The sequence below is a fragment of the Sporomusa sp. 246TCP1 genome, assembly GCF_057319775.1.
Map to the genome: position 1 here is coordinate 2,836,270 of NZ_CM170492.1, position 25,757 is coordinate 2,862,026.

Consider the following 25,757-nt stretch of genomic DNA (forward strand, 5'->3'; position numbering starts at 1 on the left):
ATTTTTCAGCTGCTTTATAATTTGAACATAATTCAAATTATTGAGGTGCACTATGGCCAGACCACCGCAAGATCCTCAAATTCGCATCAACGAAATCTTAGATGCTGCCGATCAGCTATTTTTTACCAAAGGCTACCATGCAACCACCATCAGCGACATTGCCAAAAAAATGGGTGTAGCACAGGGAACTCTTTATTATTATTTTAAATCAAAAGAACAAGTATTAGAAACTCTTCTGGATCGACACGCCGCTTTCCTGATCTCAGAAATCAAAAATATATATTATCTTACCACCACTCCTGCAGAAAAAATAGCCTTAGTAATCTCTGCCGCATTACATAGAGCCAATTATAAAGACGGATTGCTGCTCAATATGCTATATGATGCTCAAAATTTACAACTTAAAGAGAAACTATTTCACCAACTCGAACTGGCTCTCTCTCCCTGGCTGTTAAAAATCGTAGAAGCAGGAATAGCCAATCAGGATTTTTTCGTGTCTTACCCGCCGACTGCCGTAGATTATATTCTAGTCATCACAGATTTTTTAAGTGAAGCACTCTATCAAAAGACTTCTGACGAGATTTTGACATTTCGTTTAACAATGGCAGAAGCTCTTATTGAAAAAGCGTTAGGCGCACAAGAAAAAACAATTCATATCATGCTAACCAGATAAATCAAAACATAACCCAGGGGAAAATTCCGCCATACCCAATATTGGGATGAGCGTTTTTTTTAGAAAGTTAATTGAATGGTATTCAATTAACTTTCTGCTATAAATCAATGCTCAACTAATCAGCAGCGTAAATTTAAACAGTAAAGGAGCACATCACTCATGCAATCAGCAAAGCTAGTCAGTTACTTAAAAACAATAGCAAAAAAGAAATTATTTTATGTTTTAGCGACAGTCGCCTTATGCATTGCCGGTATTTTTTTCTGGAAAGCTCAGAACCAGCCCGCCGCCACGGTTGAAACGATCCCCCTGGTACGCACTGCTGTAGTTGGCGCCGCCGGGGAATTAAAAAGCTATACATATGCCGGGGAAGTGCGCGGTCGCTGCGAAAGCCAGCTTGCCTTTCAGGTGGCCGGTAAAATTATCAAACGTCATGTGCAGCTCGGCAGTGTCGTCAATGCCGGTGATGTATTGCTGGAAATTGATCCCAAAGATCTTAAGCAGACGGTTAACAGCAGTTCGGCTCAGGTCCGCTCCGCCGAATCACAGCTAAAGCTGACAGAAAGCAACCTGCAGCGCTACCGGCAATTATACTCACAAAACGCCATCAGTCAGGCCCAGCTTGACCAGTATGAAAATGCATATGAAGTGGCCCAGGCGGCCGTACAGCAAGCAGTTGCCCAATATGGGCAAAGTTCCAATCAGTTGGATTACAGCCGGCTCTGTGCAGATACATCTGGTGTCATTTCCAGCATTAATGCCGAGGCCGGACAAGTAGTCAGCGCCGGTCAAACGATAGTAACCATTGTCCAAAACGGGGAACGCGAAGTGGAAATCAGTGTGCCGGAAAACCGCATCGAGGAATTACGCACAGCTTCGGAACTCACTATATCTTTTTGGGCTCTCCCTAACCTAAAAGTCAACGGCAAAGTGCGGGAAATCGCCCCTATGGCCGCTCCGACCACCCGCACCTACCAAGTACGCATCAGTATACTGAATCCATCGCCGGAAATCAGGCTCGGCATGACGGCTGCCGTATCTTTAACCAGTGCCGGCGATCAAAACATCAACCTTACTTCCATCCCGTTAGCGGCCATCTATCAGACCAATGACCTACCTGGCGTTTGGGTGGTAACCGATCACACCGTCCATTTGCGTCCTGTCCAAATCGGTGGCCTCGGCAATAACCAGGTGCAGGTAACCGGCCTCCTTCCGGGTGAAATTATCATCACAGCCGGCGTACACAAAGTCCGCGAAGGGCAGAAGGTGCGAGTATCGGATGGTGATAAGCTGTGAAAACATTTAATTTAACAAAGTGGAGCCTCAACCACAAACAACTAATCTACTACTTCATTACCGTCATTTTCCTGGGCGGAATTATTTCCTATCAGAATCTCGGCCGGATGGAAGACCCTGACTTTACTATCCGCCAAATGATCGTATCGGTAAACTGGCCGGGCGCGACCGCCCGCCAGATAGAAGAACAGGTAACTGATAAAATCGAAAAAAAATTACAGGATACGCCGGGACTGGATTATCTAAAAAGCTATTCTATGCCTGGACAATCCGTAATTTACGTGTCCTTGAAAGAAGACGTTGTTGTTGCCGATAAGGTGCATCCAACCTGGGTGGAAGTACGCAATATGGTCAATGACATCAAAGCCACCTTGCCGCAAGGTGTTGACGGTCCTTATTTCAATGACCGGTTTGACGATGTATTTGGCTGCATTTACGCCTTGACCGGTGATGGCTACAGCTATGAAGATTTGCGGGAACAGGCGGAAACTATCCGCCGCCTGCTGCTGGCTGTGCCCAGCGTTAAGAAAGTCGATTTGGTTGGCGTACAGGCGGAGAAAATTTATATTGAAATCGAAGCTGCCAAACTGGCGCAGCTGGGTCTTGCTCCATCAGACATTACCGCTGCCGTACAGGCACAAAATGCCATGACGGCGTCCGGCATGATCGAAACAGCTTCAGATAATATCTATCTGCGCGTATCCGGCATGTTTGAAAATATAAATGACCTGAAAAATCTCCCGATACGCTCTGGAGGCCGTACCTTCCACCTTGGTGATATCGCCAAAATTGAACGCAGTTATATCGACCCGCCGGAGCCGAAAATGGTTTACAACGGCCAGCCGGCAATCGGACTGGCGCTATCGATGGAAAAAGGCGGCAATATTCTTGCCTTGGGTAAATCCCTGGAACAAACGGTGACCCAGATCAAGCAGGAACTGCCCCTCGGGCTGGAGCTCCATACAGTTACCAATCAGCCCACCGTGGTCAAAGAATCCATTAATGAATTCGTCAAAACGCTAGCAGAAGCGGTAGGCATTGTTCTCTTAGTCAGTTTTGCCAGCCTGGGCCTTCGCTCAGGTGTCATCGTGGCGCTCTGCATTCCGCTGGTAATTGCCGGTGTATTCATTACCATGCACATGCTGGGAATTGCCTTACATAAAGTTTCCCTGGGAGCTCTTATTATTGCTTTGGGACTCTTAGTGGACGACGCCATTATTGCCATTGAAATGATGATCGTAAAACTTGAGCAGGGCTGGAGCCATTTTGACGCCGCCTGCTACGCCTATACCGCTACCGCCTTTCCTATGCTGACCGGCACACTCATCACCTGCGCCGGATTCATTCCGGTCGGTTTTTCCAAAGGAAGCGCTTCCGAATTTGTCGGCAGCATTTTCTCGGTAATCACCATTGCCCTCCTGATTTCCTGGGTGATCTCCGTTATAGCAGCCCCCCTGTTCGGGTATCATTTGCTGAAAGTCACTCCCGTCGACAATATGGCGGAGCATGATGCATACAATAAACCATTTTATCGCCTGTTTAAGCGCCTGTTGACCTGGTGCCTGTCCCATCGCCGTCAGGTGTTGGCAGGTACCGTACTCTGCTTTGCCGGCTCACTTCTCCTACTGGGACTGCTCAAGCAAGAATTCTTTCCAGCCTCGACCCGTCCCGAACTCATCGTGGAAATGCACCTGCCGGAAGGAGCCTCCCGGCAGGCAACCGAACGGGAAGCCGCGAAATTTGCAAATCAGTTTGCAGCGGATGATACGATTATCAACTATACATATTATCTGGGAGGAGGAGCGCCACGCTTTGTTCTGACCGCAGACCCGCCGATAGAGAATTCGAATTTTGCCCAGTTTATTTTTGTAGCGAAAGATTTACCATCCCGCATCGAACTGCAGAAAAAAGTTCAACAGCTCTTTGCCACTGAATTTACCACCGTACGCGGCCACACCAAAATCATCCAAACCGGCACATCCGACCCATATCCGGTTATGCTCAGAATCAGCGGTGCTGATCACGATAAAGTCCGGGACATCGCCGGACAAGTGCAGGACATCATGGCCGCCGATCCTCATCTTACCGATATCAGTCTGGACTGGAATGAAAAAAACAAAGTCCTGCGGCTGAACATTGATCAGGCCAAAGCCCGAGCACTGGGCGTTGACAGCCAGACATTGGCAGCCAGCCTCCAGGCTTTGTTATCAGGAACAGAGGTTGGAGAATTTCGCGAAAAGGATAAAACTGTCGGCATTGTTTTCCGCGTCGATTCAGACAGCCGCCAGGATCTTTCCCACCTTAAAGATCTTACCATTCACATTGGCGGCGGCCAGTATGTTCCTTTGGATCAAATCGCTAAAATCTGTTATAATGCAGAAGAAGGCATAATCTGGCGACGTGATTTAACACCGACGATTACGGTCCAGGCCAATACTGCGGAAGGCGTATTGGGGGACGATGCAACTAATAACGCCTATGAAAACTTAAAAGAACTTCGTGCCTCGCTGCCATTAGGCTACAGTATTAAAATCGGCGGTTCCACAGAGTCAAGTGAGAAATCGATACTCTGGCTGCTCCAACCCGTACCGGCGATGCTGATCATCATTATAACCCTGCTCATGTTTCAACTGCACAATATCCCCAAGATGCTCATAACACTGCTAACGGCGCCGCTGGGAATGATCGGCGTCAGCACGGCATTGCTGATGACCGGACGTCCTATGGGTTTTGTCGTACAATTGGGCATTCTGGCACTCGCCGGGATTATCATCAGAAACTCGGTTATACTTATTGATCAGATTAACCGGCATATCGACGCCGGCGAACCATTGTGGGATGCGATCATCAATGCAACTGTCAGCCGTTTTCGCCCCATCATGCTCACGGCCGCGGCGGCAATTCTGGGCATGCTGCCTTTGGTTTCCAGTATTTTCTGGGGACCGATGGCTGTCGCTATCGCCGGTGGACTTTTTGTCGCTACCATTTTAACACTCATCATTTTACCGACCATGTATGCGGCCTGGTATAAGGCCAGACCAGCATACGAAAATCACCCCGCTATCACCACTCATCAACCTGGAGGTCATAAACTATGAAACGTAACGCGCTAACACTCTTTATTTTATTTTCCTTTCTTTTAGCCTGCTCGACAGGCCCAGTTGCTGCCAAACCTATCATCACGGCCGATACCACCTATTACGATGTAGATACCGGGCTCTATCTATTAAAGGGCAATGTACGCGTTGAAGTTGGCAGCCGCGTAATAACAGCCGGTCAGGCCAAAGTCAGCCTCAGTTCAATGGAGGTCTGGGGCTCAGACGGCATCACCCTTACCCAGGATGCCATTTATCTTACCGCCGACAGCGTTTACGTCTACGGTACCCAGCACAAAGCGGTACTTAGCGGCGGCGTGACCTTATCGCAGCCCGATATCACCATCACCGCTGATACAGCAGACTACAACTGGCGCACCAAGCTTGGAACCTTTACCGGCAATGTACAGGTCACGCAAGGCACTGACACATGGTCCGCAGATTCTGTAACCTACAATACTAAAACCGGTTCGCTGGAGTAGTCCTATTAAGGCAATCCACCTTAAGACAACGAGAACTGCGAGGTGATATGAATTGAAACGCTTCTTACTGCTAGGCCTATTTACGTGCCTGCTAACATACTTTCCGGTCACAGGCTATGCCGGGGCAAAAGAAGATTATGAAGAAGCCTATACGCTCTACCTTACCGCCGCTGCCAGCGCGGCGGCCTACAGCGGCCGGATCGGCGAGTTGGTCAATCGCTATCTGGAACAGGATGGCTGGCAAATTGATCATTACATTCAGTCCAAGGGCCATACCGGCGCCCGCTACCTGATTGCTCAAAAAGAAGGTGTCCCCTACTACCTTGTAGCGATTGTCGGCACGGAAAACGATAGAGATATTAAAACCGATCTCAAGTTTGATAAAGTATATTTTGCCGGCAGCAATGAGGAAGAATGCGCTGTCAATGCCTCGAAGAAAGATGTTCCCGGCACCGAACCTAAGGTTCACAAAGGATTTAATCAATTTGTACAAGCCGGCTTATCAGCTGTCTTACGCAATCCCCAGCAGGTTAGTCTCGCGCTTTCCGACTTACTCTTATCTGACCCAACCCACAAATTGTACTTAACCGGTCACAGTCTCGGCGGCGCAGCCGCCACTTTGGCCGGAGCCAGACTGCTTAGCGCAGGCGTCAACCCGGAGCAGTTGAAAGTCATTACCTTCGGTGCACCTGCTGTAGGTAATGCTGCGTTTGCCGCCAAGTTCGACCCAAACCTCGATCTGGTACGGATCGTCAATTCCGGCGACGTGGTACCCGGAATCTTGCAAACCCTGGTCGGCGGCTATCAGCAGTTTGGCCGGGAAATTAAATGGTACCCGCCCGATACAGTGGAAGATGGGCATCAATTGATCGGCTACATAGATTCTGCAATAAAAAACTATTATGACAAACGCCGTCTGGCTATAGCGGGCGGAATACAGCTGCCTATCCCGCCCGCTAACAAACAAATAAATCCCGGACGCGTCTATATCGCCCATCTTAGCAGTAACCTTCCTGCTGCTTTGACAAAAGACTTTTTATACATGCAGGAAGCATTACAGGATGAATACCAGCAGACATTACCGGACCATGTCACAGCTGATACTCAGGCAGACTGGCGGGAGCCAGCCAGTGCCTCCGGCTGCCGGTGGGCCATTGTCTCCGAGGTAAGTGCCATGCGGATAAAACAAGAAGAAAACAACACCTACCGCATTACACTAACGCAAACTGTCTATGATGTCACAACCGGTATCGTCGCCACCACTGCCACTTTTTCGACTGCAACCTATAACCTGACTCCCCTGGAAGCCTTCATTCATACATTTAAAGGAATGAAAGCTCATTTGGCGGATCAGTTTGCAAAAACGAAATAATCTTCTTGATCATTTCGTGGCTGTAACATGACGGAACCTCCTCTTAACTATAGTCCATTCCCAAAAAGCATTTATAGTTTTGCTTTTCAACTGACCAACTGCGCTAAAATAAATTTCTGGTAATACCCTCCCTGATTGACCAATAAGTCATGAGGGCCGATTTCCTCTACTTTGCCGTCATGTAATACCACCAGTTTATCCGCCTCCCGGAAAGTAGAAAGCCGGTGAGCCACAATAATAGTTATCTTTCCCTGACGCAAATTCGCGATGGATTTTTGCAACAGTCGCTCAGTTTCTGCGTCTAGACTGGATAACGCTTCATCCATGATTAAAATGGGCGCATTTTTCAAAAAAGCACGGGCAATTGCAATTCTTTGTTTTTGTCCCCCGGACATATTTAGTCCCCGTTCCCCAGCGTTTGTTTCATAACCATCAGGCAAACTCATAATAAACTCATGAATATTGGCCGCGCGGGCGGCTGCCGCTACTTCTTCCATAGAAGCGTCCGGCTTACCGAGTTTGATATTATCCAGTATCGAAGTATTAAACAGATATACATCCTGAGGCACTACAGAGACCAGATTGCGCAACTTTTTCAGAGGTATGTCCCGCAAATCTACGCCACCGATAGTAATCTGTCCCTTGCAAACATCCCAAAACCGCTGCAGCAAATTTAGACAGGTTGTTTTACCGGCTCCCGACTGTCCTACCAAGGCTGCCATTTCTCCCGTCTCTACTGAAAAACTTACATCGTTCAGAGTATTTGTCGAGTCCTTACTATAGTGAAACGATACATTGGAAAATTGAACATTGGCTGTTGATATACGGCATGACCCATCAGTTTTACTGTCCCCAACTGTTTCCCTTGTTTCCAGAACAGTAAACACCCTGCCGGCTGCTGCCGTAACCAGCCCTAAATTTCTGACCATAGCAGCAATTTGAAGTACCGGGTTAAAAACATTAGCCGCTATAACTATAGCCACAGGTAACCAGTAAAAAGCCAGTTGCCCGTCAACAATAAGGTATGCCGCTGTCCCTAAAACCGAAAGCATAGCCGCAGTGGAAAAAACATTTAAAACGGCCCCTTCCAGGCCCAAACGTTTGCCATAAGCCAGCAAACTTCGATCCAAATTTTCCGACAATAATTGTAAGCGACGCAAAAAACCGTCCTCAAAATTGTAAGTGATAATTTCCCGCAAACCTTGTACTCCGTCTACTGTTTCCGAAGCAATGTCCGCCAGTTTTCCCCGGCTTTCCGTTCCCTGCTGATCAGCCTGCCGGCGCAGCCAGAGCGGTACGCTGAACAGTAACAAAATCCAGGGTATGATTACCAGCGGTAATGCCCAATGAATTAATACGAGCATGCTCAAGGTAATTGCCGATACCAGCACCGCTACGATGAAAACTCCGGCAGTATGAGCAAAAAACCATTCTAACAGTTCTGTGTCAGCCATTAATGCCGAAGCCAACTCGCCGGAACGCATATTGAGCAGCTGTGCGGGTGCCGACCTTTCCACCGCCTGGAATAATTTTTTACGAAAATCCTTTAATATCTGGAACGCAACATCATGGGCCGCCCACAGATCGCCGAAATACATAGCCACCCACAAAATTGCCATAATAGCCAATAACGGCAAAAATTGCCAAATATCATCTGCCCGGCCGCCAAAGGCCGCCAGCCCAACCAAATATGCGCCTAAAGCTGTGCCGGCAATAAACAACAGATGTTCCAGAGCTCCGCAGCATATAGACATAGCCATACGCACTCTGTAAGGCCTTAGATAAGGCAGCAACTTAATAATTTCCGTCAGTCTCAAGGATTCCAACATAAGTGATATACCCCCTTCTTTATCCCTGTTGTGCTTTTACCAGTTGAGAATAAATACTCCCGGCAGCAAGCAGTTCTGAATGTGTGCCCATTTCCTTAAGTTCACAACTGTCCAGTACAACAATCCGGTCTGCAGCCTGAATGGTAGACAGACGGTGAGCAATGATCAGGGTTGTTCGATTCCGGGTCAAACCCTCTAAAGCTTTTTGAATGAATTCTTCACTAACGCCATCCACATTGGAAGTGGCCTCATCAAGCACCAGCACGGTAGCATCCTTTAAGAATGCCCGGGCCAGGGAAAGCCTTTGCTTCTGACCACCGGACAGCCGCAGACCCCGTTCACCGATCTGAGTTTGGTAACCATCAGGCAATTCCATAATAAAATCATGGGCCTGAGCTAACCGGGCCGCCTGCTCCACTTCTGCAGCTTTGGCGTCCGGTTTAGCTATTTTTAAGTTTTCCTCCACTGTGCCGTAAAATAGATAAGTGTCCTGAAATACCACCGCAATCTGGCTGCGGAGAAAAGACAGGGAGTATTCCGTAATATCCCGGCCACCCATAAATATTTTTCCCTGTTGCGGGTCAAAAAAGCGCAGCAGCAGATTAACCAGCGTTGATTTTCCTGAGCCGGACTTACCAACAACAGCCACTGTTTCTCCCGGATTCAACGTAAGACTAATATTATTTAGTGCCGGCCGCTTGCCATTGTCATACGCAAAAGAAATATTTTTAAATTCAATTGATGGACAATGTAATTTTTTATTTTCACCAGGACAAGACGAATCCTGAATAGTCACAGGCGTGTCCAGAATAGCAAAAATTTCCCGGCCGGCTGCCAATCCTAAAAAACTGCGATGCCAATATGTTACCAAATCATTCATTGGCCTGAAGCATTCCACCGCTAGAAACAGTATGATAAACAACTCTGCCAGCGGCAATACACCGGTGGCTACCCGCCATGCGCCCAGCCCGGCTGCGAAAATGGCGCAGGCGGTACCGACACCTTTTACTACTGTACTATCCAGCAGCATAGTAGATATTCCTTCCATTGAGTGCCGGTAATGTTTCCATGCTTCTCCTGCCAGTTCTTCTCCCTTACCTAAACTGGCGTTAAATATTTTTAAAGTGGGCAACCCTTGCATAGCATCGATATATTGGGCATTAAGCCTGGCATGGGAACCCCAGTAACTCAACAAGACTTTTCTTACTACAGGCCCCATCACCAGTGGGAAAAGAACGGCGATCATAATCCCTGACAAAACAAGGAGTCCGATCATCCAGTCCATTAGCCAAATATAGGCCGCGATCAACCCGGAGCCGATAAAAGCTACTAATAACTGAGGAATGTAAGAAGTTAAAAGAGGCTCCAGAGATTCCACGCCGTCGGTAAGCGCCGACTGCAGCCCACCGCTGCGGTAACTGATTTGATACGCTGGTCCCAAGTGTAAAATATGCTGAAATAATCTTTGCCGTAAAACACTTTTCAATAACAAAGCTATTTTTTTTGCATATATCTCATCCAGCCAGTGCAGTATTCCCCTAATCAGCATCAGTCCCCCGATAAAGAGTAGAATACCGCCAAGTCCCTGCAGACTTTTCGTGAGAAAAATAATATTCAGGCTTTGGGCTAACGCCAGGGCCTGAATCACATAAGCCCCGATAATCAAAAGACCCAAGCCGGCTTTACCGGCGACGTGCCAGTAAACCCCTTTTAACAATGAAAACATTCGAAAATAATAATTCATTTCTTCCGCACACTCCCTACTTGCCTAATTTCTCATACACGAATTCTGTTGGATTTATTCAACAGAATTCGTGTATAAATTTTGACACCTATAATTTCAGTTTATAATTGACATGGATAAAACTTCCTGGTAAAGAAAGGTCATCGTCTTTATGATTAAAGAGGTTGTCTATTCCCAGCAGCAGGCTTTGATTTTTCGTGAGTTGCTTTTCCGCGTTTATGTTCCATAAGGTATACGATTTATTGGTGGATACATTGGCGGACGGTTGGAACCAATAGCCGAGATAAGAATCAACCCACAGGTTGGCAGTCCAGCTGTCTTCCGGATGATAAGAAAAACGGGAAGAAATCTTATGCCGTGCCCTGTTGTACAGGCGAGCGCCGGTCAAATCATTGGTAGCGTCAAGATAGGTATAATTTGCCGACCAGGATAACCAGTCGGATAAGGGAGAGGACACTTCGGCCTCAATACCCTGGATGCTGGCGCGATTGATATTCTGGAATTCGATTTTGGCCGTATCCACCCAGACTTCGTCAATCATATCCTTGATTTTACTAGAAAAATAAGTAAGTTTACTGGTCGCTTTGCCGAAATCCCGTTCTACTGATACATCATAAGAGGTTGAATCTTCCGGCTTTAGGTTGGGATTGCCTACAGAACTGACTAGTTTCCCATTCCTGGTGACATTTAAATTCCGGTATAACTGGTTGGGCGAAGGTACACGAAATCCCTGGCCGGCATTGAATTTTAACCGCCATCCCGACTCCGTTGTATAGGTCAAACCGATTTTTGGACTAACGTTGCTGTCAAAGCGATTGCTGTCATCATAGCGAGCAGATGTGACCATAAATAGTTTTGGCGCTATCTTCCACTCATCCTGAAGATAAAGGGCGGAATAATCGGTTTTTACTTCCGAGCCTGTGTAAGTTTTCCCATGATACGTTTTGGTGAAAGTTCCTTTTCCACTTTGGGTGCCGGTGCCACGGAACAGTTCCGGACGGAATTCGCCGCCCAGAGTGAGCAGGTGATTGTCACCTGCCGTTTTGCTGATGCGAGCTTCCAGGCCGGAGATGGTGCGGTAACCGTAAGTGGCATTGGTGTACTGCCCGGTGGCGCGGTTTACCGTATCATTGTATTTGTCCCAGATGGAATGATACGCGCTTACAAAGAATTCGCCGCCGTTCAGAAGTTTTTTATAGCTAAGAGCGTATTCGCTGCGCTTATTGTCATCATGAATATTGGTACAGATGGTTCCTGCGACTGTCTGGGCAATGGCATATTCATGGGTATTTTCCTTCATGTATGAGGTGGTCAGCGTCACGGTTTCCTTGTCGGTAGGATAATATTCAAACCGGCTGCTGAAGGTTTTCCGGTCGCCAAAAGGTTGATAGGTGGTGCCGTCGTCCTTCAGCGAGGCATCGTTATCAACCAGGGAGCCGGACAGGACTATACTGGCCTTTCCTTGCCGGCCGGAATCATAAGTAAAAGCATAACGCCCCGTTTTATCACCGCTGCGGCTTAAAAACCCCTGATCCAGGTTGAATGTGAACGATTTTTCTTTTGATGTTTTGGTGATGATATTGACCACACCGCCGAGAGCATCGGCGCCGTAGAGTGAACTGACCGGACCGCGGACAATTTCAATGCGTTCCACGTTCTCCAGGGAAATCCGGTCCAGTTCATAAAGCGGGTCAGGCTCCGCCGGAATCCGTTTGCCGTCAACCAGGATCATAGAGTAGCGGGCGTCAAAACCCCGGACGGAAAGAGATGCCCGCCCATTGGCCCGGGTGATGGCAACACCGGTTGCCGATCCGATAATATCTTTTAGGACATAGGCTCCCTTGGCTTTTATTTCTTCGGCGGTAATTACTTCCACGGCGGCTGGAACGGTCTGGGTATTCATTGACGTTCTGGTTGCGGTAACGACGATTTCCGGCATGGCAAAAGAGTAAGGGTCGATGGCTTCACTGCTTTCCGCAAAACCGTTAGCGCAGGAGCATATCAGGACGGATAAAGCAAACGAGATTTTTTTATGCATTAATTTTCAACCTCCTTAGTTTACCTGGGTGTTTTTCTGCCAGTACAGCCACTAGGACAGTGTATAAAATTCACCCCGTAAATTTTTCAAAACATCATCTATTGGCCTTGGTGCTATTTTTTTAAATCCTGCATTTGCTAGTGCTAGGTCAATCTCTTTTTTTGTCAATAAATTATCCAAGCCGGCCAAATGGCTGGACAACCAGCCGATAATCAATTCTTTGGGAGAAAGATAATCATCGCTGACTTCGTGGGTAACAAGGTATAAATACCCGGAGGGTGCGAGTGCACAGGCCAGTTTTTCGACCAGGGACGTGAGTTTGGTATTGGCGAAATCCAGAATACCGGAGGCAATAATGAGGTCGTAACCCGTGCCGATGGAATCCACTGTGAAGTCGCCCCGCATGATCGATATCTGTTCGGAAAGCTGATGTTCGCGCACAAATTGTTCCGGCACATCGGCAACCGAAGGATGTTCAAAAATAACGCCCGAAGCGGCAGGATACCGGTCGACAAATTCAATGGCCATCATCCCGGAGCCGCCGCCAAGATCAAGGATTTTCAGTGGTGCAGCCGGAGAAAATAAAGGAGCGCCAGCCTGCAAAAACGACTGAATGCGGCCTGTTTTCATTTCCGTCGCAGACAGACGGGCCAATTCACGGAAGTTATAAACCTTCACACCCTCGTTATGCTGCTGTACGACAGCATCAGGACCGGTGCGGACTTGTTCTTCCGTTTGTTCCAGTCCGGTTATTCGGTTCCAAAACAGTAGATATTCTCCTAAATAAAGGGAACTATTTCGACTTAGGTACAATTCTGCCTCGGCTGTGTTACGGAAGGTGTCATGCTTTTTCTCTAATAGCCGAATCGCTGCCAAGCTGTTTAAAAAAAACGCCAGGTTTCTTTCATTGCAGCCGGTCTGTTTTGCTAACTGGCCTGGGGTCAAATAACTGTTGAGATAGGTGAATACATCCAGCCTGATGGCCGCAAACAAAAGCTGAGCTTCTTTATATTGCTGAATCATCCGGTAGAAGCTTCCGGGACTGAGACTCGTTTTTTCCATGTTGTTCGCCTCCTATAATCTTAACGACTGAGCATTTCTTGGCTCAGACGAAGCAATGACTGTTGTATGCATGGCATACAAAATGGGCTAAATAAATTGTATGCCATGCATACAAAAAATGCAAAAATAAAATTATATATTCAAAGTCTGCGTCTTCAAACTGGCAGTGCTACGGAAATATTGAACACGAGATCATTTCTATTCAAAATTAAGTAACACCTAGCTATTCAACCAGCCCAGCCTTGCGGAAATGCTTTTTAACAATTCGCAGTCCCAATTTCGCTCCCAGGTAAGCCCCTACTATGTTCAACAAGGCGATTAGGAAAAAATTACCTGCGGTAAAATAACTCATAAATGTATTTACTGTATCCGGCGTTATAGCGACTTTGTTGCCCCGTGACAGCATATACTCCTGACCAAGAATAAAGAACGGCAAATATATTCCCAGAAACTCGACAAAGGCAAGAGTAACATATGCCAGGATTATCCCTCCTGATTTTTGGTATTTATTTTTACCGGCCAAAAACTCTGCGAGTAATCCGCCCACAACGCAGCCCACCGCATGATAAATGCGGCCGCTTGTCATAGCGATGATTGCCAGTACCGCTCCGGAAATCAAAAATACACCTCGCTTTTTTATCTTGACTGCCATCAGCATATAGACAACGCCCATCGGCAGAAAAGCGACAGCTGAACAGACCAGCAGACCGATTACCGTGGTCCCGGCAACAGTTGCTACGCCGAAGTAAGCGACCATTGCTATGGCATTAAAGATCCCCAGACTGATTAAATCCCTGGATGTTAATTCCACTTTCTTATTGCATTCATGCAAAATTTACTCACCTCTCCCTAATATTGAACTATCTGACTGCCGTTTATCCCTGGGCCTATACCTAACCCCAAATGGGCGTCCCGGCTACGGCAATAACAAATAACGCCATTGTCAAAAAATCCCCTGTTCTAAATTGTGTTTCATACAGCACCGTTTTTACCCGGGGACTGTCAAGCCCCCTGACCATGGCCGAAGCGGCCAATTCGTCGGCTATTTTATAACTTCTGATCAACAGGGGAACTAATAAATACTCGATGTTTTTAACCGGATGTAAAATAAACCCAGTAAAGGAAGTATTAATCTTCCTGATCCTCATACTATCCCGCAAATAGCCGAATTCTTCCCTGATTGTCGGCACAAACCGCAAAGCAACCGCCAATGGTATGATGATTTGTCTGGGCATTGCCAGCTTTTCCATGGCAGCTATCAGCGCAGTTGTGGGGGTGGTTTCCGCTATATAAGCTCCCACCATTGCCAGGATAACAAAACGCTGGAAAATACAGACGAGAGTTACCGCCATAATTGTCAAGGAATTATTGACAAACACTTGGGCCGTGAGCTCCAGAAAAAAAACAAAAGCAAATATCGTTAAAAACTTTATTGTAGTTAAATAGATTCGCGCCATAAACATCAAGACGGAAATGACCGCTACTAATAACAGAACCATCAATGTCTGACCGGAAGCAAAGGCAATAATGCCTGTTAATCCCGCAATAAGCAGTTTTGTTCGCGGGTCTAATTGAAATTTTCTTTTTTCGCCTGCTGAAAAACCGTTCATTCAGCACTCCTCCTTTCGTGCAAAAATTCAGCAATCAATCCTATGCTAAAAGCATAAATCGATTATGTAAATAACAATTTCTTTAACCTTGGTTCATTTATTCCCTCCAGTTCAAAGTCATTGGCAATTATCCCGTCCTGCAGATGCAGTATCCGGCTGCAAATGTTCAGCAGAAACTCATAATCATGGGAAATGATAAACACAAGCTTTCCTTTCCCGGCCTGCTCTGTCAGGAGTTTTACAACTTTCTTCATGTTTTCCGCATCCAGGCCGCTTGTCGGCTCATCATAAAAAATGACGTCCGCTCCACAAATAATACCGTTCCCTATGGTCAATCTTTGCTTTTGCCCCCTGGACAGCGCAGCCGGATGACTTTCTTCATACGGCAATAAATCCAGCTCGCCGAGCACCTTATGGCATTTTTCCGGCAGGCCTTCCAGCTGCTCGTTGCCAAGTTCTAACTCCCTGCTCACACTGTCGGAAAATAACTGGTAATCGGAGTCCTGCATAACGAAATACGTTTTTCTCAATCTATCCTTGGGGCGCAACCGCCGATCATTGAAGGCGATACTGCCACTCTTCTCTTTCAGCAGGCCGGCAAGCACTTTGGCGAGAGTGGTTTTGCCCGCACCGTTCTTGCCGGTCAGGCCGATAATTTCTCCTCCCCAGGCTGTAAAGCCGACATTTCGGAGTATCTCTCCCGTTCCTCCGATGCTCTTCCGGCGCTTATAAACGAACTCCAGATTCGCAACCTTTAATGCGATATCCCTGTTTTTGGCAACCCTTTTGGCGCAATATTGGATATCAGCCAGGTTAAAGTGCCTTAGCCCCATCGCCGCCAGCTTTTCACTGTTTAAATGCTCAATATCAGCGGCAGCATATGTGCCGGTAATTTTGCCCCCATCCATATATAGAATCCTGTCTACCAATTCCCGTAAATAATACAGACGGTGTTCTATTACCACGATAGTGATCCCGCTGTTTTTCAACACCTGTAATATTTTGCCTAACTGATCGATTGATTCAATATCCAGATTGGCGGACGGCTCATCCAATACATAGACGCAGGGGTTCATGGCCCGGCATGAGGCGATAGCTATCTTTTGCTTTTCGCCGCTTGACAGTTCAAAAATGCTTCGGTCCCGCAAACCGCCAATCTTCAATGAACAAAAGGCATCGGTTATTCTTTGCAGTATCTCGCCCCGCTCCATCCCCAAGTTCTGACAGCCAAAGGCCACCTCATCGGTTGTATTGGTGGTAAAAAACTGGGAGCGGGGATCCTGAAAGACCGAACCGACTTTTTCTCCGATTTCATATAATGCCAGGCCTTTTGTGTTTTCCCCGCCGACAAATACATCGCCGGCCATTATTCCTTCATGAAAATAGGGAATAAGACCATTTATACACTTTGATACGGTGGTTTTGCCTGACCCGCTCCTTCCGGTTATTAATACAAACTCTCCCTTGTGAATTGTGAAATTTAAATCATCAATATTTTTGCCGCCGTTTTTCCGGTAACTATAGCTGACATTTCTAAATTCTATCATGTGACTTCGCACCTCCGCCGCCGGGCCCAAATACTATACTTCTTGTACTCTTTGTCCAGGTTATCTTCTCTCATTTGATGCCCTCCCCCAACAATGATGAACAGTTATTCAATATTGTTCAAAAAATAAATTCAGGTTAACTAATATTGATAATCATTATCATATTTATATTATGCCGCATTTCCGTTAATTGTCAAGTCCATTTTAATAACTAAATTAAGCAGTATTCTCATGGCAGTCGGCGAATGCAACAATTATCTTACCAGCCAGTCACAGTTGGAACCTCTTGACAACTTAACCAAATCAGCGCTATATTTAAATTATTAATCAACAGTAATGCATGAGGTACCTATGGCACAGATATTAAAAGAGGAAATAGAAAAAAAAATATTTCAGGCGGCGATTGATGAATTTTATATAAAGAATTATCAGTCCGCTACCCTGAGAAATATTGCCTGGAAAGCAGGCATTCCTGTCGGGCTTATTTATACCTATTACAAGAATAAAGCGGCTTTGTTCGACGCCGTTGTTGGCCCTAGTTATCGTTCTTTTCAAAAAATGCTGTCTACAACAAATTCTCCGGACAACCAACCTGGGTTTGACCAATTTTTTCAGGCAGAATTGCCCTTTATCTTTAATTTGCTCAAGAATAACCGCAAACCATTTATCATTTTAGTCGATAAAAGCAATGGAACAGTGTACGAAAATGCCAGAGAGGAACTTATCCAGCTTACCCAAATTCATATCCAAGCACAATTACAGAATAACCTAATCCACTCTGAAAAAAAAATGGATGACTTATTTTATCACATTTTGGCTAATAATTTTATGGAAGGCCTGTTCGAGATTGCCAGGCACTATAAAGATGAAGAATGGGCAACCCATATTATGCATCTCTTTACCCAGCAATACTTTTACGGAATAAACTCTTTGGTAAAATAATTTTTTAACTAAATATTGAACAATTATTCAATATTCCATTTTTTTATGCACAAGAAGCCCTTGTTGCTGTAAAAATAAGCTTGACATTTTAATGGAAATGAGCATAATGTAAATATTGATAATGAATATCAATAGCATATGGCTGGCAATTTTTTTCGACTAATATTGAACGTTGATTCAATATTAATGAGGACGAAATACCTGCCAGGATGTCCGCGGTATCCGCTGGATAAATTTTGAAAGAAGGTGTCCTAGTTAATGTTTAAAATTTCACTTCTCTCCATTTCCCTCCTCACCATTATGGCCGGAGCGGCAGTGGCTCCGGGACTGGGGGAGATTGCCAGGGCGTTTCCGGGCGAAAGTCAAACCATGATTAAATTAATCCTTTCTGTACCACCACTATTCATCATCCCGTTTTCCATCCTATCGGGAATACTAAGTGCCTATATGAGTAAAAAAAAGCTGCTGATAGTCGGTTTAATTGTATATATTATCGGCGGAGCCGGTGCCGTTTTTGCTGATGCACTGATTCCACTCCTTGTTTTCCGCGCCGTGCTGGGAGCAGGAACCGGCATCATTATGCCACTGTCGACCGGTCTGATTGCCGATTTTTATCAGGGCGGCGAACGAATTAAAATGCTGGGATATTCCTTTTCGGCCAATAACCTGGGCGCTATCATCGGCAATCTTGGCGCAGGCCTGCTTGCCCTGATCAATTGGCATTACGTTTTTTATGTCTATTTAATCGCCGTTCTTGTGTTGGTGCTTGTTACACTGTTTATTAAAGATATTCCGGCACCCCAAAAACAAGTGGAAACAAATAGTAAAACCGCCCTTCCCGGTCCCGTTTACAGCTGGGCTGTCGCAGCATTTCTGGTCATGCTGGCCTTTTATGCGATTGTCACTAACCTTTCCTTACTAATTTATGGCAGAAACATCGGTGACTCCAGTTTCGCCGGCATTCTCTTCGCCATCAATGCCGTAAGCATGTTTGTAGGAGGATTCAGTCTCAAAGCCGCCAGCCAGTATTTGAACCGCTTGCTTCCCTGCTGCATGCTGCTGATAATGGCTGCAGGTTATAGCGGTCTGGCCGTAAGCAACTCCAAAACTATGCTCACCCTATCGATTATGATTGCCGGGTTTGGAACCGGTTGGGCCTATCCGTTTATTATCAATAAGGCCTCCTCCTATGCACCCCTGGGAAAAAATATTGCCGTTATGGCTGTAGTATCCAGTTTTGCTTTTCTGGGACAGTTTTCTTCGCCATTACTTTTAGATACCCTGCGAAATTTAGCCAGTGGAACCGTTGCCGCCATCTTCTTTACGCTGGCAGGTTGTATGGGATTGCTAGCTGTTATCAGTCTGACGGGTACGTTTTCCAAAAACTTGCCTAATCAGCGGGAGGAACAATAACAATGTGCGCTATCATTCAAGGCATACCTGTCGTAGCCGACCCGGCATTGCCAAGGAAAAAAATCAAACAACTCGTTTGGGATATCATCCAAACCTGGAAATGGGAAGGCAAAGAACTGGGAAAAATTGAACTGATCTGTGATGGACAACTGATTCATGTCATTTCTTATGAAAAACCCGTGGTTCAGCTTGTTCCTTTACGAAATCACATAAGGAAGGACTAAATTAATGCGACAGTTACAGTTTCTAAATAAAATACTCAAAAAAAAAATAATTTACGGTTTAGCCATCGTATTAGGCATCTGCATCATCGGCGGCATGATCTGGAAAGGACAGCATCAGCCCAAATCAGTTGCAGACGAAATTGCTTTAGTCCGGACAACCACAGTCGGACTGATAAACGCCGCACAGGAGTACACCTATTCCGGCGAGGTCCGGGGACGCTACGAAAGCCAGCTTGCCTTTCAGGTCGGCGGAAAAATCATCAAACGCCATGTTGATCTGGGCAGTGTGGTCCAAGTCGGTGACACCCTGATGGAGATTGATCCCAAAGATATTAATCAAACGGTAAACGCGAATGCCGCTCAGGTATATTCTGCTCAGTCGCAATTAAAATTGGCGGAAAACAACCTGAACCGCTACCGTCAGTTATATGAGCAAAATGCGATTAGCCAGGCTCAGCTTGACCAGTATCAAAGTGCCTACGACGCGGCGGTCGCTGCCGTACGGCAAACATCCGCTCAATATGTCCAGGGAGCTAATCAATTGGGCTACAGCACCCTGTATGCCACCAGTGCCGGCGTTATCTCTAACATCAGTGTCGAAACCGGACAGGTCGTCAGCGCCGGACAGACTGTCCTTACCCTGGTGCAGGACGGCGACCGGGAAATTGAAATCAGCGTCCCCGAAAACCGTATTGAAGAACTACGCCAGTCACAACTGCTCCGGGTCACTTTCTGGGCTCTGCCCGGCGTCACTGTAGACGGAAAAATAAGAGAAATATCACCTATGGCTGATAAAATATCCCGCACCTATAAAGTCCGCATAAGCCTGGTCAATCCGCCATCAGACGTCAAATTGGGCATGACTGCGGCTGTCGCGGCAACGTATCCAGGCGGTCAGCAGCAACAAATAGCCACAATTCCCTTGTCGGCCATTTATCAAACAGGCAGCACACCAAATGTGTGGGTTGTTGAAAACAATACCGCAAGTCTAAGACCTGTAACCGTCGGACCGTTCGGGGACAACCAAGTTGAAATACTGGCAGGACTGCAAAACGGGGATGTGGTGGTAACCGCCGGAGTCCATAAACTGCAGGAAGGACAAAAGGTTCGTGTAACTGGTGATAACCTATGAAAAATCTAAACCTGACAGAATGGGCACTCCGTCATAAACAGCTTGTGTACTTTTTCGTTTTTATCACATTCATTATGGGGATTTTCTCCTATCTCCGTCTGGGAAGGATGGAAGATCCCGATTTTGTCATCCGGCAAATGATTGTATCGGTTTCCTGGCCCGGGGCCAGCGCCCGCCAGGTGGAAGAACAGGTAACCGATAAAATCGAAAAAAAGCTGCAGGACACGCCGGGTCTGGATTATCTGAAAAGCTATTCCAAACCGGGTCAGGCTGTTATCTATGTCACATTAGATGACAACGTAGCCGAAAAAGATATCCGTCCTACCTGGCTGGAAGTGCGCAACATGGTCAACGATATCAACGGCACTTTGCCCCAGGGAGTAGCCGGCATTGCTTTTAATGACCGTTTTGACGATACGTTCGGCTGCATTTACGCGCTGACAGCCGACGGGTTTACCTATGAAGAGATGCGCGATCGGGCCGAAAAGATCCGCCGGACCCTACTGGGAGTTCCCGATGTAAAAAAAGTCGAACTCATTGGGGTACAAGAGGAAAAAATCTATATTGAAATGGAAAGCAACAAATTAGCCCAATTGGGTGTTGATCCCAGTTTAATTGTCAGTACGATTAAAAATCAGGATGTCATGGCCGCTTCCGGCATGATCGAAACCTCGTCGGATAATGTTTATTTGCGAGTCAGCGGCATGTTTGACAATATCGAGGACATCCGCAACCTGCCTGTCCGGGCCAGCGACCGCACTTTCCGGCTGGGCGATATTGCCAGGGTTGAACGCCGTTACGCCGATCCCATTGACCCCCGAATGTATTATAACGGCCAGCCGGCCATCGGTATTGCCATATCCATGAATGCGGGCGGTAATATTCTGGATATGGGTGCCGGTCTTAGCAAAGCAGTAGCCCAAATCAAAAAGAACCTGCCGCTTGGTTTGGAGCTTAGCCAGGTATCCAACCAGCCCAAGGTAGTCGAGGCGTCGATCAGTGAATTTGTAGAATCCCTGCGGGAAGCCATCCTCATTGTTTTGGCCGTTAGCTTTTTAAGCCTCGGCATGCGTTCCGGCCTGGTAGTGGCACTGTGCATTCCTTTGGTTATTGCCGGTACGTTTACCTGCATGCAGCTTATGGGCATCGACTTACATAAGATTTCACTGGGCGCCCTGATTATCGCCCTGGGACTTTTAGTCGATGACGCCATCATTGCCACTGAGATGATGAGCGTAAAACTGGAACAGGGCTGGGACCGCTTTAAGGCTGCCTGTTTTGCCTATACGGCAACTGCCTTTCCCATGCTGACAGGAACACTGATTACCTGCGCCGGCTTTATCCCCATTGGCTTTGCCAAAGGAAACGCATCTGAATTTTGCCGCAGTCTCTTTCCCGTTGTTGCGATCGCGCTGTTACTATCCTGGGTTGTATCCGTTTTTGTTACGCCACTGCTGGGTTTTAAATTAATCAAAACAAAAGAGGGGCTCGGGCATGACGCCGACATTTATGACACAAGGTTTTACCGGCTTTTCCGGAAAACACTGGTCTATTGTCTATGTCACCGTAAGCTGGTCATCGGCGCTACCATCGTCTGCTTTACCGGCTCCCTATTTCTTTTCAAATTTATCAAGCAGGAGTTTTTCCCTTCTTCTTTACGTCCTGAATTGATTGTGGAAATGACTTTACCCGAAGGAGCTTCGCTGCAGGCGGCAAAAGATGAGGCCCAACGCTTTGCCGAAAACCTCGCCGGCGACCCCGACATTGAAAATTACAGCTACTATGTGGGAAAAGGTTCGCCCCGGTTCGTACTGACCGCCGAACCCAACCTTGCCGCCAACAACTATGCCCAGTTCGTAATTGTGGCCAAAAATCTGGAAGCCCGTAAAGCCTTACATGAAAAAGTAAATAATTTGTTCACAGAAAGCTTTCCCAATGTGCACGGGCACGTCAAGGTAATCCTGACCGGCCCGCCCTCCCCCTATCCTGTCATGCTCAGAGTAACCGGCTATGACCATGAACAGGTACGGGAAATTGCCCGGCAGGTAAGAAACGTCATAGCGTCCAACCCTCATGCCGCCAACACCAATTTTGACTGGAACGAAAAAAGTAAAGCCATGCATTTAACAGTTGACCAGAACAAAGCCCGCATGCTGGGAATTGACAGCCAGGCTCTGGCTGCGAATTTGCAATCCCATTTGTCCGGTGCTGCTCTATCCGAGTTCCGTGAACAGGATAAAACGGTGGATATCGTATTTCGCCTCGACCAGAAAGACCGGCAGGATTTATCCCATATAAAAGATCTTACTATTCATATTGGCAACGGTAGGTTTGTTCCTCTAGATCAAATCGCCAAAATCAGCTATGAGGCCGAAGATGGCCTGATCTGGCGGCGTGATCTTAAACCTACCATCACGGTACAGGCGGATGTTTTGCCGGGAGCCACCGGCAATGACGTAACCAAACAGGTTTATGCCCAGCTTAAGGAGCTGCGCGAAAGTTTACCGCCCGGCTATAGCATTGATATCGGCGGAGCGCTGGAGCGGAGCAAAATATCCATGGGACTCATGCTTCAACCCGTCCCTGCCATGTTTATCATCATTTTGACCTGCTTAATGTTTCAGCTGCAAAAAATCTCTCTGATGATTTTAACCGTACTGACTGCTCCGCTGGGAATCATTGGCGTCAGTCTTTCCCTGCTGCTGACGCAACAGCCGATAGGCTTTGTGGCTGAGCTTGGTATACTGGCACTCAGCGGCATGATTATCCGCAACTCCGTCATTTTGATTGATCAAATTGAACAGCACATCAAGTCCGGCGAGACCCCCTGGAATGCTATTATCGACTCCGCCATACTGCGGTTCCGCCCTATCATGCTGACGGCAGCCGCCGCTATATTAGGCATGATTCCCCTGATGGAGAGCAGCTTCTGGGGTCCTATGGCAGTGGCTATTGCCGGAGGCTTGCTGGGCGCTACCGTATTAACACTGCTGGTCCTGCCGACCATGTATGCGACATGGTTTAAAGTAACCCCTGACTCTCGTCCGGAACAAACTGTAACAGCGTCAGTTCCCAGCCATTCTGAGTGAACTCGTTTCAGCATAGCTGAAACATCGGGGATTCAGGTGGAGAGTCTACTCCACCTGGATAAACCCGGAAACATTCTTTTGGAATCCGGAAAATACTTGTTTAACTTTTTGCTTTACAAAAAACAATTCATTGCGTATGATAAATCCAAATGATTATTATTATCAAATGAGCAGGTATTTCTATGAACAATGTATTTCAAAACAATTCCATATATGATGCCGATACAAAAATAATTAAGCAGTCAGAGCACTGTACGGTTTACGAGATGAAAAATGATGACGGAACAGGAATCCTGACAAGTTATCAGGTATTTCCCGGAATTCAGTTGACGTATAACGATTTTCATACAGGTAAATGCCCGCATCACATTTTTTTACACAAGGATATAGTAGAAATCAACCATTGCCGCGAGGGCCGATTTGAATGTGAATTTATCAATGGAATGTATACTTATTTAAGCGAAGGCGATCTTGCTGTTAATACAGTAGTAAATAATCGAAACACCAATGCCACCTTTCCTCTAAAACATTATCACGGGGTATCAATTTTTATTGATCTCGAAGAGGCAGCGAAAATGGTTTCGACCATATTGACGGATATTTCTATTGATTTATACGCATTACGCGATAAATTATGTGCCGGTGACCGCTGCTTTATCATACGGGCGAAAGATTCCATACAGCATATTTTCTCGGAACTCTATACGATCCCCGATGAAGTGAAATACGGATATTTTAAACTAAAGGTACTGGAACTGTTACTTTTTCTTAGTATAATTGATGCTTCGGAACAATATGAAAAGCGTCCGTATTTCCAAAAAAGCCAAGTTAATAAGATTAAGCAAATAAAACAGTTTATAACGCAGCATATAGAGCATCATTTCACGTTAGAGGAATTATCTAACCGATTTGATATATCCATCACTCTCATGAAATCTTGTTTTAAAGAGGTTTACGGAATGCCTATTTATACTTATATACGAACGTATCGCATGCAGGCAGCAGCCTCCATGCTGCTTACGAGTCAAGATAGCATCACGGTTATTGCCGGTAATGTCGGCTATGAAAATTCCAGCAAATTTGCCAGTGCCTTTAAGGCCGTAATGCATAGTTCTCCCTCAGCTTACCGAAAATCACTTTGACTAAATGGAGCTAAAACAATCTATATGGAGTATTAGTTCCATATCATTTTCTTTAAAATAGAAGTCAGTTGCAAAGCTGCAGCAGACTTCTATTTTTTGTTGGAGAAAAAACATAGTACTTATATTGTGAAAGAGGTGTTAAATATGCAGGTTCATTTGATTTTAATTCTTGTCGCCTTTATATGGGGTTTAAATCCTCCGGTAATGAAAATCGGGCTTATCCACATTCCACCGATGCCGTATAGTGCCATCCGTCTTTTTGCCGCTTTAGCTGTGGGCTGGCTGATCTTTCCTCGTTTATGTAAATGGGTACCATTAAGACAGCAAGATAAAAAACCACTTTTCATCGCTAGTCTAGGCTTTTTCTTTTTTCATCTTTTCTTTACTTTTGGTTTACAGCTCACTACAGCAGGAAATGCGGCACTTATTTTGGGCTGCCTCCCAGTCAGTGTTGCCATTATAAATCACTTTCACCGGTTTGATAATATTAAACCGGGTGTTATTAAAGGCATCTTTCTCTCATTGCTAGGTGTCGTTTTGATGGTAGCCGGAACCGGAAAAGCAATAAGTCTTTCCGGCGGCCATATTGGAGGAGCTATACTGGTTTTAGCCGCACAAATAAGCTATGGCTATTTTACGGTTTTTTCACGCCCATTATCTGCTACCTACTCAGTCTATCAAATTACTACCTATGTTCTTATTATTGCGACCAGTCTCTTCGGGCTTATTTCTTTGCCTTCTATGTTAGCCGTTGATTGGCAAGCAATACCATGGCCAGGCTGGGCCAGCGCTTTTTACTCAGGTGTATTTCCATTATGTTTGGCAAATTGTCTTTGGATTTGGGGAACAGCCAAAGCCGGTAGTACTATTGCATCTTTATACTTTAATTTAAGCCCAGTCTTCACGGTTGCAGCAGGTTACCTAATTCTTGGTGAGGCCTTCGGTTGGATGCAATTTTTCGGAGCCGTGGTAATTCTTGCAGGTTTATATCTTACCAAGGGCAGAGAACAAAAACGGCAACAATTAAACGCAATGAGTCAAACTAAGTAACATTAAGAAAGAAGCTGTTA

The 25,757-nt window shown here is 46.2% G+C and carries 19 protein-coding genes; 12 read left to right on the plus strand and 7 right to left on the minus strand.

Annotated features, from left to right (window positions below; all coding sequences use genetic code 11):
• The first annotated feature begins 52 nt into the window (after positions 1–52).
• From AC1ECB_RS13145 to AC1ECB_RS13165, 5 genes are all read left to right on the plus strand, one after another.
• On the plus strand, positions 53–673 hold the full coding sequence (locus AC1ECB_RS13145) for a TetR/AcrR family transcriptional regulator (RefSeq protein ID WP_485669105.1): 621 nt from the start codon (positions 53–55) through the stop codon (positions 671–673).
• 159 nt (positions 674–832) lie between these two features.
• Positions 833–1,966, plus strand: coding sequence for an efflux RND transporter periplasmic adaptor subunit (locus tag AC1ECB_RS13150; RefSeq protein ID WP_485669106.1), 1,134 nt, complete (start codon positions 833–835; stop codon positions 1,964–1,966).
• Positions 1,963–5,064 (plus strand): efflux RND transporter permease subunit, encoded by a 3,102-nt coding sequence (locus tag AC1ECB_RS13155; RefSeq protein ID WP_485669107.1) that lies wholly within the window; start codon positions 1,963–1,965, stop codon positions 5,062–5,064. The genes AC1ECB_RS13150 and AC1ECB_RS13155 overlap by 4 nt, the downstream gene beginning before the upstream one ends.
• Positions 5,061–5,543: an LptA/OstA family protein gene (locus AC1ECB_RS13160; RefSeq protein ID WP_485669108.1), complete on the plus strand. Its 483-nt coding sequence runs from the start codon at positions 5,061–5,063 to the stop codon at positions 5,541–5,543. The genes AC1ECB_RS13155 and AC1ECB_RS13160 overlap by 4 nt, the downstream gene beginning before the upstream one ends.
• A 52-nt stretch (positions 5,544–5,595) precedes the next feature.
• On the plus strand, positions 5,596–6,915 hold the full coding sequence (locus AC1ECB_RS13165; RefSeq protein ID WP_485669109.1) for a lipase family protein: 1,320 nt from the start codon (positions 5,596–5,598) through the stop codon (positions 6,913–6,915).
• An 86-nt stretch (positions 6,916–7,001) separates the two neighbouring features.
• Here AC1ECB_RS13165 and AC1ECB_RS13170 read toward each other — a convergent pair whose 3' ends face one another.
• The 7 genes from AC1ECB_RS13170 to AC1ECB_RS13200 all read right to left on the minus strand — a co-directional run bounded on the left by AC1ECB_RS13170 (position 7,002) and on the right by AC1ECB_RS13200 (position 16,745).
• Positions 7,002–8,744 (minus strand): ABC transporter ATP-binding protein, encoded by a 1,743-nt coding sequence (locus tag AC1ECB_RS13170; RefSeq protein ID WP_485669110.1) that lies wholly within the window; start codon positions 8,742–8,744, stop codon positions 7,002–7,004.
• A 19-nt stretch (positions 8,745–8,763) separates the two neighbouring features.
• Positions 8,764–10,488: an ABC transporter ATP-binding protein gene (locus AC1ECB_RS13175; RefSeq protein WP_485669111.1), complete on the minus strand. Its 1,725-nt coding sequence runs from the start codon at positions 10,486–10,488 to the stop codon at positions 8,764–8,766.
• An 88-nt stretch (positions 10,489–10,576) separates the two neighbouring features.
• Positions 10,577–12,526 carry a TonB-dependent receptor plug domain-containing protein gene (locus AC1ECB_RS13180; protein WP_485669112.1) on the minus strand — a complete coding sequence of 650 codons (1,950 nt, stop codon included), beginning with the start codon at positions 12,524–12,526 and terminating at the stop codon, positions 10,577–10,579.
• Between the two features lie 51 nt (positions 12,527–12,577).
• Positions 12,578–13,588, minus strand: coding sequence for a methyltransferase (locus tag AC1ECB_RS13185; RefSeq protein WP_485669113.1), 1,011 nt, complete (start codon positions 13,586–13,588; stop codon positions 12,578–12,580).
• A gap of 223 nt (positions 13,589–13,811) precedes the next feature.
• Positions 13,812–14,420, minus strand: a complete 609-nt coding sequence (locus tag AC1ECB_RS13190) for an MptD family putative ECF transporter S component (protein WP_485669114.1) — start codon at positions 14,418–14,420, stop codon at positions 13,812–13,814.
• A gap of 61 nt (positions 14,421–14,481) precedes the next feature.
• Positions 14,482–15,198: an energy-coupling factor transporter transmembrane component T gene (locus AC1ECB_RS13195; protein ID WP_485669115.1), complete on the minus strand. Its 717-nt coding sequence runs from the start codon at positions 15,196–15,198 to the stop codon at positions 14,482–14,484.
• Between the two features lie 62 nt (positions 15,199–15,260).
• The gene (locus AC1ECB_RS13200) at positions 15,261–16,745 is read right to left on the minus strand and encodes an ABC transporter ATP-binding protein (protein ID WP_485669116.1); all 1,485 of its coding nucleotides are present in this window, start codon (positions 16,743–16,745) and stop codon (positions 15,261–15,263) included.
• A 351-nt stretch (positions 16,746–17,096) separates the two neighbouring features.
• Here AC1ECB_RS13200 and AC1ECB_RS13205 point away from each other — a divergent pair, with 351 nt between their 5' ends.
• From AC1ECB_RS13205 to AC1ECB_RS13235, 7 genes are all read left to right on the plus strand, one after another.
• On the plus strand, positions 17,097–17,687 hold the full coding sequence (locus tag AC1ECB_RS13205; RefSeq protein WP_485669117.1) for a TetR/AcrR family transcriptional regulator: 591 nt from the start codon (positions 17,097–17,099) through the stop codon (positions 17,685–17,687).
• Positions 17,688–17,945: 258 nt separating this feature from the next.
• Positions 17,946–19,100: an MFS transporter gene (locus AC1ECB_RS13210; protein WP_485669118.1), complete on the plus strand. Its 1,155-nt coding sequence runs from the start codon at positions 17,946–17,948 to the stop codon at positions 19,098–19,100.
• Between the two features lie 2 nt (positions 19,101–19,102).
• On the plus strand, positions 19,103–19,324 hold the full coding sequence (locus AC1ECB_RS13215) for a hypothetical protein (RefSeq protein ID WP_485669119.1): 222 nt from the start codon (positions 19,103–19,105) through the stop codon (positions 19,322–19,324).
• Positions 19,325–19,418: 94 nt separating this feature from the next.
• Complete coding sequence (locus AC1ECB_RS13220; protein ID WP_485669332.1) at positions 19,419–20,456, plus strand: efflux RND transporter periplasmic adaptor subunit; 1,038 nt, start codon at positions 19,419–19,421, stop codon at positions 20,454–20,456.
• On the plus strand, positions 20,453–23,545 hold the full coding sequence (locus tag AC1ECB_RS13225; protein ID WP_485669120.1) for an efflux RND transporter permease subunit: 3,093 nt from the start codon (positions 20,453–20,455) through the stop codon (positions 23,543–23,545). Before AC1ECB_RS13220 ends, AC1ECB_RS13225 begins: the two co-directional genes overlap by 4 nt.
• 182 nt (positions 23,546–23,727) lie before the next feature.
• On the plus strand, positions 23,728–24,687 hold the full coding sequence (locus AC1ECB_RS13230; protein ID WP_485669121.1) for a helix-turn-helix transcriptional regulator: 960 nt from the start codon (positions 23,728–23,730) through the stop codon (positions 24,685–24,687).
• Positions 24,688–24,783: 96 nt separating this feature from the next.
• Positions 24,784–25,737 carry a DMT family transporter gene (locus tag AC1ECB_RS13235; protein WP_485669122.1) on the plus strand — a complete coding sequence of 318 codons (954 nt, stop codon included), beginning with the start codon at positions 24,784–24,786 and terminating at the stop codon, positions 25,735–25,737.
• Positions 25,738–25,757: the final 20 nt, after the last annotated feature.